At 47.0% G+C, this 14700-nt stretch carries 11 protein-coding genes and 1 pseudogene; 3 read left to right on the top strand and 9 right to left on the bottom strand.

The genetic code is table 11. The annotated features are described in order from the left end of the window. Positions 1–151: 151 nt before the first annotated feature. From IQ224_RS04295 to rpsT, 4 genes are all read right to left on the bottom strand, one after another. Positions 152–4159, bottom strand: coding sequence for a DNA-directed RNA polymerase subunit beta' (locus tag IQ224_RS04295; RefSeq protein WP_002743223.1), 4008 nt, complete (start codon positions 4157–4159; stop codon positions 152–154). 216 nt (positions 4160–4375) lie between these two features. Further along, positions 4376–7687, bottom strand: a complete 3312-nt coding sequence (gene rpoB, locus IQ224_RS04290) for a DNA-directed RNA polymerase subunit beta (protein WP_194032601.1) — start codon at positions 7685–7687, stop codon at positions 4376–4378. 146 nt (positions 7688–7833) lie between these two features. Then, the gene (locus IQ224_RS04285; RefSeq protein ID WP_194032600.1) at positions 7834–8613 is read right to left on the bottom strand and encodes a TatD family hydrolase; all 780 of its coding nucleotides are present in this window, start codon (positions 8611–8613) and stop codon (positions 7834–7836) included. A gap of 50 nt (positions 8614–8663) precedes the next feature. Then, positions 8664–8957, bottom strand: a complete 294-nt coding sequence (gene rpsT, locus IQ224_RS04280; RefSeq protein ID WP_194032599.1) for a 30S ribosomal protein S20 — start codon at positions 8955–8957, stop codon at positions 8664–8666. Positions 8958–9258: 301 nt separating this feature from the next. Here rpsT and gmd point away from each other — a divergent pair. Next, positions 9259–10345: pseudogene (gene gmd, locus IQ224_RS04275) on the top strand (GDP-mannose 4,6-dehydratase). A gap of 68 nt (positions 10346–10413) precedes the next feature. On the opposite strand, the gene IQ224_RS04270 reads toward gmd, so the two are convergent. Then, positions 10414–11391: a glycosyltransferase gene (locus tag IQ224_RS04270; protein WP_002744459.1), complete on the bottom strand. Its 978-nt coding sequence runs from the start codon at positions 11389–11391 to the stop codon at positions 10414–10416. A 269-nt stretch (positions 11392–11660) separates the two neighbouring features. Here IQ224_RS04270 and IQ224_RS04265 point away from each other — a divergent pair, with 269 nt between their 5' ends. Next, positions 11661–11852, top strand: coding sequence for a DUF2949 domain-containing protein (locus IQ224_RS04265; protein ID WP_002738067.1), 192 nt, complete (start codon positions 11661–11663; stop codon positions 11850–11852). Between the two features lie 108 nt (positions 11853–11960). Here the strand turns inward: IQ224_RS04265 and IQ224_RS04260 are convergent, their stop codons facing one another. The 3 genes from IQ224_RS04260 to IQ224_RS04250 all read right to left on the bottom strand — a co-directional run bounded on the left by IQ224_RS04260 (position 11961) and on the right by IQ224_RS04250 (position 13701). Beyond that, a complete protein-coding gene (locus tag IQ224_RS04260) occupies positions 11961–12419 on the bottom strand; it encodes a nitrate reductase associated protein (protein WP_036401098.1) in 459 nt (152 codons plus the stop codon). 68 nt (positions 12420–12487) lie between these two features. Further along, positions 12488–13333 carry a prephenate/arogenate dehydrogenase gene (locus IQ224_RS04255; RefSeq protein ID WP_002744461.1) on the bottom strand — a complete coding sequence of 282 codons (846 nt, stop codon included), beginning with the start codon at positions 13331–13333 and terminating at the stop codon, positions 12488–12490. 5 nt (positions 13334–13338) lie between these two features. Next, on the bottom strand, positions 13339–13701 hold the full coding sequence (locus IQ224_RS04250; protein WP_002744462.1) for a cupin domain-containing protein: 363 nt from the start codon (positions 13699–13701) through the stop codon (positions 13339–13341). A gap of 104 nt (positions 13702–13805) precedes the next feature. Here IQ224_RS04250 and IQ224_RS04245 point away from each other — a divergent pair, with 104 nt between their 5' ends. Next, positions 13806–14258 (top strand): SRPBCC family protein, encoded by a 453-nt coding sequence (locus tag IQ224_RS04245; protein WP_002744463.1) that lies wholly within the window; start codon positions 13806–13808, stop codon positions 14256–14258. A gap of 240 nt (positions 14259–14498) precedes the next feature. Here IQ224_RS04245 and IQ224_RS04240 read toward each other — a convergent pair. Then, positions 14499–14700: transposase (locus tag IQ224_RS04240; RefSeq protein WP_194032598.1), on the bottom strand; the 202-nt coding region annotated here is incomplete at its 5' end.

Genomic DNA, 14700 nt, shown 5'->3' with positions numbered 1-14700 from the left:
TTCCAGTTGACAAAAAAAGCTGCCTTCTTTTATTGCCAAACTCTGGTGAGTTAGCTAAAAAATTAGGGAGTTTGTCGGGAAAAGGAGGAGGTTTTTGGGGAATAACAAGGGTTTTTCCTGCCACTCCTCCTTTTAAGATATCTACAGACGATTATTCTTCTTCGTAATCCCCCTCAAAATCCTCCTCTCCCCCTTCCTCATCGACTTCTGACCAGCTGTCGCTGATGGGTTGGCGACTAAGGCGACTGCTGCCGCGGGAAGATAGGAAAGCCATTTCATCATCCTCTAAATCAACCACATCACCCTCAGCGTAGGCGCGAGCGGTTTGATCGTCAAGAATCATATCGCTATCCTCACTACTGTCGCCGAAACCGGGACGAGGGGGGAAACCGAGGCCGCCGGGAGGAGCGTAATAACCACGATTGTTGTTGTAGTTATATTCCTCCTCCGGGGGGGTGTAATCGCTGACCCCCGCCATGTTTTCGTGGGCATTGAAGCCAGTACCCGCCGGAATCAGACGACCGATAATCACGTTTTCCTTGAGACCGCGTAACCAGTCGGACTTGCCTTCGATCGCCGCTTCCGTGAGGACGCGGGTGGTTTCTTGGAAGGAGGCGGCACTGATAAAGCTATCGGTATTCAAGGAAGCCTTGGTGATTCCCAGTAGTACAGGCGTATATTTAGCTGCCGCCCCACCGGTGATTGACATGGCTTCATTTACCGTCTCCACCTGTCGCAATTCCAACAATTCCCCGGGTAACATACTGGTATCGCCACCGTCATCGATCCGCACCTTAGAAGTCATCTGACGCACGATCACTTCGATGTGTTTATCAGCAATATCGATCCCCTGGGATTGGTAAACCGACTGTACCTGATCAACGAGGAACATCTGGGTTTTTTCCAAGGCTTTTAAGGCCGCTTCGTAACTGCCCAAGCTATCCACATAATAATTAAAGAACACCTCTAAAATCTCGTGGGGATTAGCCTGACCATCGGTTAACGCCTGACCCACATCGATACGCTGATTATCGCTCACCAGGGGGTTTTGACTGCCTAAAAGCGGATATTCACTGATCGTGCCGTCATCCTCGACCACCTTAATATCGACGATCTCAGAATCTTGATACTCCACTTGACAAACTCCCGGTTTGCGTGCTAGTACACAAGCCTCCTTCGGTTTGCGTGCTTCGAGCAGTTCTTCGATTCTGGGTAAACCTTGAATGATATCCCCGGTTTTCGAACGTTCAAACACCAACAGCACCAAATTATCGCCCCGTTGGACCAGATCTCCCTCATCGATGTGCAGAATCGCCCCCGCCGATACTCGGTAGGGTCGGGCCTTACGCAGACGGATTTCATAGCCGGTGGTGGTTTGGTCAACGGCCAGCACTTGACCGGAATTGGGGGCTAAAACTCCAGCGCCGATCTCGGTTTCGGCGATTACCAGATCCCCAGCTTTGACGGTGGGAGCAACAGCGAGCGGGAGAATAAACTCGTCACGGTCACTGACAATTAAAAGACGGCGTACCGGTTCGCTACCCTTGCGAATCCCGCGAATTTCTCCAGCTTCCTTGCACTGAATCTCAGTCCGGGCCACCACTGCCCCCGGTGGGATTTCATCGCCATCTTGGACGAGAACGCGAGTCTGAATATTACCGCCTAAAGGATCATTATCACTATCCCGACGCAGCACCAGAGATTCGAGAATAACTAACTGTAAACGCTGACAATCCCTGTCCTCAATCGGTTCTAACTCGATATCGGCCGTCAGATGGGAGACTGATTCTGGTTCTTCGCTGGAAATTTCGAGGACTAATTGGGTGCTGATCAGTTGACAACCCTCGACGGATTTAACTCTTTCCCCGTCTTTAAAGAAGATGCGCTGCACCGATCGCAGTTCGATATGTCGTCCTCCTTCTTGGTTAGCGGAACCTTGGGTGGGAGAAGTGGATTGGTCTTCTACGGCGAACTCCTGTACTGGTCGCAGCAGTAATCCCAAACCCTCGTTAGTTTCCACCCATTCCGCTTGCCGTAACTCCTCGATCGTCACTTCGGGAGTCAACTGTGTCCCGGGGTAAATTAACTGTTCTTGGGCAATTCCGGAGGATTCCGGTTCGAGATCCATAAATAACAGCCCTGGTTTGACAATAATCTCCCGGAGGATGTCATTTTTCTGGATCACTTCCACCACACCGCTACAGTTACAGAAGATGTCTTTAACCACTTCTTCCCCTGCTTCCACATACTGCCCATCTTCCACCTGTAAGAGGGAAATATCTTTATTGACTTCGTGGGTTTCTTCGGGAATCCAGAGGATCGTGCCGCCTTTGGTGATTTCATAACCCTGTTTACGGCTGCCTTTGGCGACTTCGATATCGACGTATTTAATCATCCCGCCGGTGTGGGTTTGATAGCGATCATCGATTAACTCGGCGACAATGGCATGATTCTGTACTTTTGTCCCCGGAGTGGTTTTCAGTAGGAAGCTTTGACCATCTCCCGTATGAATAATAAACTGTTCCCGACCGGCACTACTCTCTACTTTTACTTCGGCCTGATCCAAGGACACGGAAGCGGTGACGATATCGATTTCCCGGCTATTGGGAGCTAAACGCACCAAACCGCCGTTAGTGGATACTAACTTAGTTTCCGCTAGAACATCCCCCACTTGTACTTGATCGCCGTTACTGACCACGGGTTCGGCCCCGGTTGGCAAGTTATACACTTCTCCGGAGAGAATCCATAGTAATCCCCCCCGTTGGGCGATGCGGGTGGTATTGCCTTGGCGATCGGTTTTTTCCTCTGGGACTAATTGCGAGAATAGCACCTCGCCGGCTAAGTCACTGGTTACGTCTTTTGTGGCTTTTTCCGTGGATTTTTGGACTTTATCGGAGGTTATTTCCGCTAGTAACTGTTCCTCGCTTACCGTTGCCCCATCGGTGACAAATAGCAGTGATCCCGGAGTCAAAGAGTAGGTGACAGTTTCTTTAGTTTTATCCTTGGGTGTTAATTTAATTTCTCCTGGTGCCTCCACCTGGTCCCGTTCATCCCCGTGGCGAGTTCGCACGTTACGGATACTTAACCCCGGCAGAAAACGCACGCTTCCCTCGAAGGGACTCCGCACTTGCCGGGCCACTTCTCCGGTAAATACACCCCCAGTGTGGAAGGTACGCATGGTTAACTGAGTCCCCGGTTCCCCGATCGATTGGGCGGCAATAATTCCCACTGCTTCCCCCATATCCACCGGATGACCGTGGGCCAGACTCCAACCGTAACAGGTTTGGCAAACCGAGCGGGCCGCTTCACAGGTTAAGGGGCTGCGGACTTTGATTTTATCGACGAGTCGCCCTAGTTTTTCGGCGGTTTCGTCATCGATAATCTGGTTGCGGGTGGCGATCACTTCTCCATTGACCACCACATCTTCGGCCAGGGAACGACCTAATAGGCGATCGCTTAAGGGAATTAACACGCGATCGCCATCGGTCATGGCGGTTAATTCGATGTAACGATTGGTGCCACAATCGGCCTCGCGGACGATGACATCTTGGGACACATCGACGAGACGACGGGTCAGATAACCGGAATCTGCCGTCCGTAAGGCTGTATCAACTAAACCTTTGCGGGCCCCGTAGGAGGAAATAACGTATTCGGTAACGGTCAATCCTTCCCGGAAGTTAGTCTTAATCGGGAGGTCAATAATTTCCCCCTGGGGATTAGCCATTAATCCCCGCATTCCCACTAACTGACGCACTTGGCTCATATTGCCCCGCGCTCCGGAGAAAGCCATCATATAGACGGAGTTGAGGGGATCGGTAACTTGGAAGTTGCGAATTACTTCATCTTTAAGTGATTCAGATGTACTATTCCAAGTATCGATTACTTTTTGGAAGCGTTCCACTTCGGTGATTTCCCCGCGCACATAACGCTGTTCGGTTTGCCGGATTTCCTGTTCGGCACTTTCGATCATTTGTCGTTTAGCCGGCGGTACGGTTAAATCATCCACACTAATGGAAACCCCTGCTTTGGTAGCGAAACGAAAACCGAGGTTTTTCAATTCATCGGCCATTTGTGAACAGCGCGCCGAACCGTAGTTTTGATAGGCCCAAGCGATCAGTTTTTTCAGTTTTCCTTTGTCAACAGTTTGGTTATAAAACATCTCGATCCGGGTAACAAGTAAACAGCTATTAGCTATCAGCATTCAGCATTCAGCATTCAGTTAGAAAAGGGAACAGGGAATAGGGAACGGGGAATAGGGAATAGGCAAATTTTTACTTTACTGTCCTTTTTTTTGCTTTTTCCTGGAAAATTCTCTCCTGTCTCCTGACTACTGACTTCTCACTGATTACTGATTACTGCTCACTGATAACTGAAATTACACTTCCGATTCTTCTTCCTCAAGGTCTTCTGTGGTTAAGGATTCGTAGGTGGGGCGAGAGGGGGCGCGACGACCGACATCGACCATCAGATCCACCTCCACATCGCGGGAAGTACCATCGGGGGCATTTTCCACCTTGTGAACGGCGATATCGAGGCCGAGGGATTGCAATTCTCGCATCAAAACCTTAAAGGATTCTGGCGTACCCGGGCGGGGAATCGGCTTGCCTTTTACGATCGCATTTAAAGCCTCATTCCGTCCTTGCATATCATCGGATTTCACCGTTAGCAATTCCTGCAAGGTATAGGCCGCCCCGTAGGCCTCCAGGGCCCAGACTTCCATTTCTCCGAAGCGCTGGCCCCCCTGTTGAGCTTTACCGCCCAAGGGTTGCTGAGTAACCAAGGAGTAGGGACCGGTAGAGCGGGCGTGAATTTTATCATCAACCAGGTGAACCAGTTTTAACATATAGGCCATACCGACGGTAACGGGACGGTCAAAGGGTTCGCCGGTGCGACCATCGTAAACGGTGACTTTGCCCGCGTGTTCTTCCTTGAACACCCAATCACGATTGGGTTTTTTCGAGGCATTTTCTAGCAATCCGTGGACGGTCAAACGGCTGGCTTCTTCCCCATACATTTCATCAAAGGGAGTAATCTTAAAGCGCACGCCCAGATTTTCGCCAGCCCAACCCAGTAAACATTCAAACACCTGACCGACGTTCATGCGACTGGGAACCCCTAGGGGATTGAGAACGATATCGACGGGACGACCATCGGGGAGGTAGGGCATATCTTCTAGGGGCAGAATCCGAGAAATAATCCCTTTATTGCCGTGACGACCCGCCATTTTATCGCCCACTTGGATTTTGCGTTTTTGGGCGACGTAAACCCGTACCACCATATTGGCCCCGGGGGGTAATTCATCTCCCTGTTCGCGGGTAAATACCCGCACATCCACTACCCGGCCTTTTTCGCCGTTGGGGACGCGCAGGGAGTTATCGCGTACATCCCGGGCCTTTTCGCCGAAAATTGCCCGCAGTAGTTTTTCTTCGGGGGGTTGGTCTGATTCGCCTTTCGGGGTGACTTTCCCCACGAGGATATCGCTGGCTTCTACCCAGGCCCCGATGCGAATAATGCCTCGTTCATCGAGGTTTCGCAGGGCATCTTCACCGACGTTGGGAATTTCCCTGGTGATTTCCTCTGGTCCAAGTTTAGTTTGACGGGCTTCGATTTCGTATTTTTCGATGTGGATACTGGTATAGACATCTTGTGCCACCAGTCTTTCACTGATTAAAATCGCGTCTTCGTAGTTATAGCCTTCCCAGGGCATATAGGCGACGAGGATATTCTGGCCGAGGGCGATTTCCCCTCCTTCGGTGGCGGAACCATCGGCGAGGATCTGCCCGGGGACAACCTGTTCCCCTTGATAGACTAAAGGACGCTGATTTAAGCAGGTATCTTGGTTAGAGCGTTGATATTTTTGAATTTCGTACTCGATCTCGCTCTTGCCAAAAATCTCTTTGTCTTCATCCGCCACTTTGATGCGAATCCGGTTAGCATCGACGTAGGAAACGACCCCATTGGTACGGGAAACGATGACCATGCCGGAGTCGCGAGCGGCCTGTGCTTCCAATCCGGTACCCACCAGGGGACGTTCGGGACGCAGCAGGGGAACCGCTTGTCGTTGCATATTAGAACCCATCAGGGCGCGGTTAGCGTCGTCGTGTTCGAGGAAGGGAATCAGGGAAGTGGCCACCGAGACAATTTGGACGGGGGAAACACAAACGTAGTCCACTTGTTCGGGGGAGGTGGTGGAGAATTCCTGCCGATAGCGCACGGGGATAGTTTCGCCGAGGATATAACCATTTTCATCGGTGGCCACGTCTCCCGGTGCGACTCTGAGATCGTCTTCTTCGTCGGCGGTGAGGTATTTAACGGGGAGATCGTAGCGGACTCGGCCATTTTCCACCGCGTAACAGGGGGTTTCAATAAAACCGTAGTCGTTGACGCGGGCGTAGGTGGCCAGGGAACCGATTAAACCGGCGTTGGGACCTTCTGGGGTTTCCACCGGACAAATGCGACCGTGGTGGGAGGGGTGGATGTCGCGCACGGCAAAACCAGCCCGTTCCCGGGTCAGACCGCCAGGTCCAAGGGCGGAAATGCGGCGTTTATGGGTCAATTCCGCTAGGGGGTTGGTTTGATCCATGAACTGGGAGAGTTGCGAGGAACCAAAGAATTCTTTAATCGCCGCTACTAGGGGTTTCGGGTTGACTAGGGAAGCGGGGGTGAGGTTTTGGGATTCGCTGACGGTCATCCGTTCCCGAATGATTCTTTCTAAGCGGTTTAAACCTACTCGCACTTGGTTTTGGAGCAGTTCACCCACGGAACGGACGCGACGGTTGCCGAGGTGGTCGATGTCGTCGGTGTTGCCGATGTCAAATTCGAGGTTAATTAGGTAGTCGATCGCCGATAAGATGTCGGTGGTGGTGAGAACGCGCTGGTTATCGGGGACGTTGAGGCGTAGTTTTTTGTTGAGTTTATAACGACCAACGCGCCCGAGATCGTAGCGTTTATTGTCAAAAAAGCGCGATTCGAGTAGTTGTTGTCCGCCGGTGACGGTGGGGGGTTCCCCGGGGCGTAGTTTGCGGTACAGGTCGAGGAGTGCCTCTTCTTCGGTGGGATTGCCTTCTTTGTCGAGGGTTTTTTGGTAAAATTCGGGATGGCGTAGGGAGTCAAAGATTTCGTTATCGCTCAATCCGATCGCTTTCAGGAGAACTTGGGCGGATAATTTGCGGGTTTTGTCGATTCTGACCCAGACTAAGCCGTTTTTGTCGGTTTCAAATTTTAACCAAGCTCCTCGGTTGGGAATCAGGGAAGCGGAGTAGGTACGGCGACCGTTTTTGTCGATTTCGGCTTTGTAGTAAACACCGGGGGAACGGACGATCTGATTGACGATGACTCGTTCGGCCCCGTTAATGATAAAGGTTCCCCGTTCGGTCATCAGGGGTAAATCGCCGATAAACACTTCCTGTTCGATGTTTTCTCCCGTTTCTTTGTTGATTAGACGGGTAGGAACGTACATCTGAACGGAATAGGTGCTATCACGTCGTTTGGCTTCATCGACGTTGTATTTCGGTTCTTTGAGTCTATAGTCCTGGCCGAGGAAATGTAGTTCTAATTTACCTGTATAGTCGCTGATGGGGGAAAAGCTGTTCAGTTCCTCGATTAGTCCTTCTTCCAAAAACCACCGAAAACTGGAGTGTTGGATTTCGATGAGGTCGGGTAAGAGGTTAAAGGTAAGATTGTTCATTATGGTTACAAGGGCTGATGACACGATAGCGACGGTCGGATATCAGTGAGCGGTGAGGGGATGGGTGATGGGGGAGTAGGGGAACACCGGAGAATAAATAAAAGCTTTCTCCTGACTCCTTTCTCCTGTCTAATAAACTATGTTTTTTAACTGGGGAGTTGAAATAATTTGCGGGCGTTGTGGGTGGTTTGTTCGGCTAGGGTTTCGACCGGATAGCCGCGCAGACGGGCGACGGTTTCGGCTACATGGAAGACGAAAGAGGGTTCACAGGGTTTACCGCGGTGGGGATTGGGGGAGAGAAAGGGGCAATCGGTTTCGATCAGTAGGCGATCGCTGGGGACAATTTGGGCGGCAGCTTGCACGGTTTTACTGTTTTTGAAGGTGACAATGCCGCTAAAGCTGATGTAAAAACCCAAATCTAAAAACCATTGAGTTTCTTCGGGGTTGCCAGTCCAGCAGTGCATCACGCCGCGAATTTTGCCCACTTGTTGCCGAAAGGCACTGATTTGCTGCCGCATTGCCAGGGCCGCATCTCGACAATGGATAATCACGGGTTTATCGAGACGATGGGCGATTTCTAGTTGCGTCCAAAACACCTGTTTTTGCTGCTCTTGGTTATCCGCTTTATAGAAGTCTAAACCCATTTCTCCGATCGCCACGACGCGCCGATCAGATCGGGCTAGGGATTCGATCTGATCGGCACTATTATCTCGCCATTTTTGGGCATCTAGGGGATGTAAACCGACGGCGAAGGAAATTTCCTCAAATTGATCAGCAATGGCTTTAATCGCCGCAAATTCCCCCGGTTCGACACAGGAGTGAACCAGATGAACGACTCCCACACTTCGCCAACGTTCGGAGATAGCGGGCAAGTCGGCTTGCAAAACGTCAAAGTTCAGATGAACGTGCGTATCTATTAATTGCATCGACCCCCGATCGCTTGTTGCGTCTGTCCTGATTACAGCTTACTTGTTCCTTAGGAAGCTTGGCTAACTTTTTGCAAAGCTTTGGCTAAACCGGCTTTTTTTCTAGCGCCGTTGTTCTGGTGCAAGACGTTGCGCTTGACGGCTTTATCGATTTTACTGTAAGCTTCTGATAGAGCTTGTTGGGCGCTTTCTAACCCTTCCGGGCTGGGGTTGGCTCCGTAGGCCGAGACAGCGACAAGACATTTTTTGATCAGGGTTCTTACGGCTGACTTGTACGCTTTGTTGCGTAGTCGATTTCTTTCGGAGATTTGGACTCGTTTGAGTGCAGACTTTGTATTAGCCACAGTCGTTTCTTGTTCTCAATACTGGTATGGTTGATCGGGACACAGACAAACCATCATAACAGATTTGTGCTATTTGTGGCAAGAGTTTTCCCGACAAGAAGAGATATTGTCAGGATTTGGACTCCACAGATGGGAAAGGATTAAGGGTTAAAGGGACTGCCAAACCTGAATTCAGGTTCAGGGAATCTTGTCATGACTGTCCCGATAACTAATCGCCAAACTTGTCATGAGGGGCTAAAGTGTGCTATAAGCAGTCAGACCCTGCCCTGGTCTTTATTCTTCCCGATTAGGTAAATTACTGATGACTGAAGCTAAACGCGCCCTAATTACCGGCATCACCGGTCAAGATGGTTCCTATCTAAGCGAATTATTATTAGAAAAAGGCTATGAAGTCCACGGTATCATCCGTCGTACCTCAACTTTTAACACCGATCGCATCGATCATACATATCTAAATTGACCCCCACCAGCCCGATGCTAAATTATTTCTTCATTATGGCGACCTCACCGACGGGACAACCCTGCGGCGTATCCTCGAACAAGTGCAACCGGTAGAAGTGTATAATTTAGGGGCCCAATCCCACGTGCGAGTTAGTTTTGATGCCCCAGAATACACCGTTGATGCTGTGGGAGTGGGGGTCTTAAGATTACTAGAAGCAATTCGGGATTACCAAAAAAGAACCGGCATCGAAGTGCGTTTCTATCAAGCAGGTTCCTCGGAAATGTTTGGGAAAGTCATGGAAGTTCCCCAAAAAGAAACCACGCCATTTTATCCTCGCAGTCCCTACGCTTGTGCGAAAGTTTACGGTCACTGGCAAACAATCAACTATCGGGAATCCTACGACTTATTTGCCTGTAACGGCATTTTATTTAACCATGAATCCCCCCGTCGGGGAGAAACTTTTGTCACACGCAAAATTACCCGCGCTTTGGCCCGAATTATTGCCGGACAACAGAAAAAACTCTATCTAGGAAATCTTGATTCTAAAAGGGATTGGGGTTATGCTAAGGATTATGTGCGGGCGATGTGGTTAATGTTACAACAGCAAGAACCGGATGATTATGTAGTGGCGACCAATGAAACCTATTCTATCCGGGAGTTTCTCGATATTTCTTTCCAATACGTTAATTTAAATTGGCAGGATTATGTGGAGTTTGATCAACGTTATTTGCGTCCAGCGGAAGTGGATTTATTGATAGGAGATTCTACAAAAGCCAGAGAGAAATTAGGCTGGCAGCCGTCGGTGACGTTCGAGGGACTGGTAAAATTAATGGTAGATGCGGATTTAGCGGCTTTGGGGATTAATCTTAATAACGGTGGTGATAGCGGACAGTTATTAAAAGATTTGGCTTATCTTCGCAATCGTTCCTTAATTGCCGTCGATTAACAAAGTCGGGTGGGTTAGGGAAGGGCAACCCACCCCCGTCTTGATCCATGGCCATTTTTACCTGACTTTTAGGAGTAAATCGGGTCTTTTTCCAGCAAACCTAGCAATTTTTGCATTTTAATCCAAGCCCTTCTCATTTGCCAGAATTTACTTTTTTCCATGGCGGCTATTTTACTCTCAGCTTTTTGTAATTCCTCGTCTCTTTCTCGATAATCTAATTGGGTTTTTTGCAAGTCTTGTTGCAATTCTTGTTCATGAATTTCTAATTGTTTAATTCGTTCTCTAGCCTGTTCCAACTGAGCGAATATATCAACTTTTAAGGTGACTAAAGCAGCAAAAATGGCTTGGATATTTTGGGAGTAAAGTTGGGGATGATTATAAAAAAGTTGGGTGTAGGAATAGATATAGTGTTCTGCGGTCATTGAGCGACTCATAGAATCAGCTTTTTGTCGATAGAAAAATAACACTTCTGGGATACGATAGACTTCTCGACCTAATTCGATCAGCGATAGCCAGAAATCGTGATCTTCCCAACCATAAATTAAATTGCTATTATATCCCCCCACAGTTTCCCAATCGGATTTCCGAAACAAACCGGAGCAAAATATCATATTATCTACTAATATATCGGGAAATTTATACTCAGGCAGCGGCCAAGTTCCTTGTCTATCCCCAAAATACTCCGCTTCGCAATAAACTATACCTAATTGCTGATTACTTTCTAGCAAAGTAACCGCTTTTTCTAGATAGGAATCGGCAATTTTATCATCGGCATCGAGAGGAAGAATATAAGTTCCTTGCGCTTGGGCAATTCCTAGATTTCTGGCTGCGGCAACCCCTTGATTTTCTGTGCGGATGATCCTAGTTTTTGGCTGTTGATAATTTTGTAAAACCTCGATGGTTTCTGGTTCTGTGGATCCATCATCAATGACAAGGATTTCAAGGTTTTGGTATGTTTGAACTAAAACAGATGCGATCGCATGATCAAGATAGCGACCTTGATTATAGCAAGGAATAATCACGGAAACTTGAGGAGCATGACTCATTGGGGGCAATTCTCTCCTACTCGAGCAAAAACTAGGTTATCAATAGCTTATCCCAAAAGTTCCCCTTTATCGTTTTTCTAAGTAAATAAAGTGTTGATATCCCCACTAACAATTTCGGGATAGTAGGACATATTATGGATAAATTCTTAAATTATTGTGATTGCTGGACAAAATCACCCAATTGGGTGATCCCCGTGAGGGAAGCATCTCTTTTTAATAGAGGATAAGTTATTCAATAATCAGATTGTCATTATAAATGATCTTTAATCATGGAAGCTCATCAACAAAAACAACTCCGCACTTTCCTCTTGGAAAAATTAGCAATTTCCCCCCGTTCCCTCGATATGGCTGTGCGTCTCTGCGAAGCATCGGTGGGTTCTTTGCCGATGGTTTTATGGCAGTACGGTTTAATTGATTTGTCGCAATTGAATCAAGTTTTTGACTGGATGGAAACGGTATAATCGAGATCGATCTGGTCTAAAATACTAATTTATCGACTCGATCGCCTTTTTGCTTGTCATGATAGTAAGATAGGAAGGGACTTAATTAATCTGGCATAGGTTCTTGAGTTAGACATCGACTATATGTAACTCTTTGAGGGCTGGATAAAAGTTGAGATTTTCGTGACTGGGACGACTGAGTTTAATCAGGGCAAAACGTTGGAATGGTTGCAATTTTTGCCATTGTTCTAAACTAATTTCAATCTGGAATTCTTCGGCTTTTTCTAGTACTGTATCAGGAATCTGGCTATCATCTAGCCAAGGAGGATGAGGATCTATTGCTAGTTCTCCTGCGGGATTGCCAGTTTTTTCCGTGATTAATTTTTGTAGAAAATCTCGATAAATTGCAGCTTCTACTGCCGTCGTACAAGCCATATTAACTAACACCATTCTTTCTGGTTGACTCAACTGCATCCAATGGGATAATTTTAATTTAACTCCACAGGTATCTAGTTTCATTCTCACGGCCATCGGTATGCAACGTAAGGAGTCAACAAATTCGGCTTCAAAGTCAAAAAAGGTGTTCATATTATTTCATTGATTGACTGAGGATAAATCTATAATACAGTGCTGGGGTATAATTGTTAGAAAAAATGTTATTTTGATTGAAGAAAATTGGCTCGATATTGATGACTCGATATGAGAATTTCTTCTATTTCCTGCCATTTTTCTCCTGTAATATAGTCAATAATTTGATCAAGATTTTGACGATAATTTTTCAAGGATATCAATAAAGCTTGACGATTGTATTTAGCCATCATTAAACCTAATTCGGGATTGCCAGCACCGACGCGACTGGTATCGCGAAAACCAGAACTAGCTAAATTTTCCGCTAATTGGCGAATATTCGAATCTTGTTCTTTCCCACAAGCTTGGATTAAACTGGTACTAATCATTACTGGCAGATGGGAAATCCATGCCACGGCTCGATCGTGTTCTTCGGGGGAGGAATAATAAATTTTACAGCCTAATTTTCGTACTATTTCGGTTAAGATTTCCACGGCACAGTTAGGAGTAGATTCAAGGGGAGTAATCAGATATGGGGTATTGACAAATAAACCCGATTGTGCAGCATTAATTCCCTGTTCGGTTTTCCCAGCCATGGGATGACTACCGACAAAATTCGGCCATAATTGACTACAATTGTCCACAATTGCCCCTTTAACTGATCCCACATCGGTGACAATGGCTTCGGTTTTTAAATAGGGAGTTAATTTTTCCAAAGTTGGCACAATTAAATGTATGGGAGTACAAATAAAGATTAAATCGGCAGTGGCTAATAATTCTAAATTGATACTAGATTCATCTACCACTCCTTTTTGTACAGCGATATCACAGGTGGGTTGTTGACGGGAAACTCCCAAAACCTTATAACCTTGTGCGCGGAAATCTAACCCCAAGGAACCACCAATTAAACCCAGTCCAATAATCCCAATATTCATTATTTTTACTCAAAGATAATTTCGTCTTCCAGTCGCCAAGCTGGATCAACAATGCACAGAAAAATTAAGGGTTCCTCTCCACAATTATGAATATATTGTTTAGCTAGAGGAGGTATATAAATGGCAGCACCGACAGTGACTAATTGCACTTCCTCATCGATGTGCATTTCCCCTTGTCCTTGCAGAATATAATAAACTTCCGCAGTTTTTAAAGCGTGGGGAGTAGAAGTTTCCCCCACATCTACCCGCGCGTGGGCTAAACTATAACGTAGATTTAAGGGCTGTTTATCGGGATGCAATAACTCGCGCAATCGGGTATGATCACCAGCGATGAATTCCTCACATTCGAGCAGTTTTCTGATTAACATAGTAAAATTAAACCTCGAAGATTGTTTTTATTTTATCATTGAGTGAAAAGCTAAAGACTAATAGCCGTTATCATAGAAATATTCAGCATCGCCAGAATTAACGAATGACTTGGTTAGAACATAGTGTACAGGTAGAAGTGGACGCGCCGATCGATCTGGTTTGGGAACTCTGGTCAGATTTAGAACAAATGCCCCACTGGATGAAATGGATCGAATCGGTGAAAATTCTAGAGGAGGAGCCAGAGCTTTCCCGTTGGAAGTTAGCCAGTGGTGGTCTAGAATTTACTTGGTTGTCACGGATAATGAAAATTGTCCCCCACCAGATGATTCAATGGGAATCCGTGGACGGGTTGCCTAACCGCGGGGCGATTCGTTTTTATGACCGTCATGGTAGGAGTATTGTGCGACTGACAGCAGCCTATGCCATACCTGGGTGGTTGGGAAAATTGATGGATAATCTTTTCCTCGGTCGAGTGGTAGAATCAACCCTGCAGGCCGACCTAGAGCGTTTTCGCGTTTATGCGCTCAATATTGTCAATAATACGCCGCCAAGGTGACGGAATCATGGGCAGTAAGCTGTTGACTATCTTATAGTCATTTCAATTAAAATTGAGAATATCAATCCCAGAGTTCATAAGGGTCTTGTCGGTCTAGAGTGTCTCAGACTTATCTGAAATGACTATAATTACTCGTTAAGAGTGCATGGGAGCAGGCAGGGGGTGGTGAGCATTTGTACTAAAATTAATAACCATTTTAAATGCAGTACAGTTTGGCTCTTCGTTACTCTTTATGCTAAATCAACATACAAGATGCCAAGACAACATACTTCTAACCCAAAAATTCCGAAAGTTTCTAAAGCCATAGCCTCTTCTTTTTATTAGTTTAAGTTTATTGTTGATTCCCTCGACCACCCCATTCGTTGTCCTTCGCTCGAAATAACTAATTATTTCTCCAAACCAGTTTCGGATTGTTTGACAACTCTTAGTAAAAACACTGGAG

The organism is Microcystis sp. LEGE 00066 (assembly GCF_015207925.1).
In the GTDB taxonomy this organism is placed as follows: Bacteria; Cyanobacteriota; Cyanobacteriia; order Cyanobacteriales; family Microcystaceae; genus Microcystis; species Microcystis ichthyoblabe_A.
This window is presented reverse-complemented; position numbering and strand designations above follow the sequence as displayed.

Coding starts and splice junctions, on each gene's coding strand:
- IQ224_RS04250 (WP_002744462.1), bottom strand. CDS start 13,701: ATGTTAATCAGAAAACTGCTCGAATGTGAGGAATTCATCGCTGGTGAT.
- IQ224_RS04295 (WP_002743223.1), bottom strand. CDS start 4,159: ATGTTTTATAACCAAACTGTTGACAAAGGAAAACTGAAAAAACTGATC.
- IQ224_RS04245 (WP_002744463.1), top strand. CDS start 13,806: ATGACTTGGTTAGAACATAGTGTACAGGTAGAAGTGGACGCGCCGATC.
- IQ224_RS04285 (WP_194032600.1), bottom strand. CDS start 8,613: ATGCAATTAATAGATACGCACGTTCATCTGAACTTTGACGTTTTGCAA.
- rpoB (WP_194032601.1), bottom strand. CDS start 7,687: ATGAACAATCTTACCTTTAACCTCTTACCCGACCTCATCGAAATCCAA.
- IQ224_RS04270 (WP_002744459.1), bottom strand. CDS start 11,391: ATGAGTCATGCTCCTCAAGTTTCCGTGATTATTCCTTGCTATAATCAA.
- IQ224_RS04260 (WP_036401098.1), bottom strand. CDS start 12,419: ATGAACACCTTTTTTGACTTTGAAGCCGAATTTGTTGACTCCTTACGT.
- IQ224_RS04255 (WP_002744461.1), bottom strand. CDS start 13,333: ATGAATATTGGGATTATTGGACTGGGTTTAATTGGTGGTTCCTTGGGG.
- IQ224_RS04265 (WP_002738067.1), top strand. CDS start 11,661: ATGGAAGCTCATCAACAAAAACAACTCCGCACTTTCCTCTTGGAAAAA.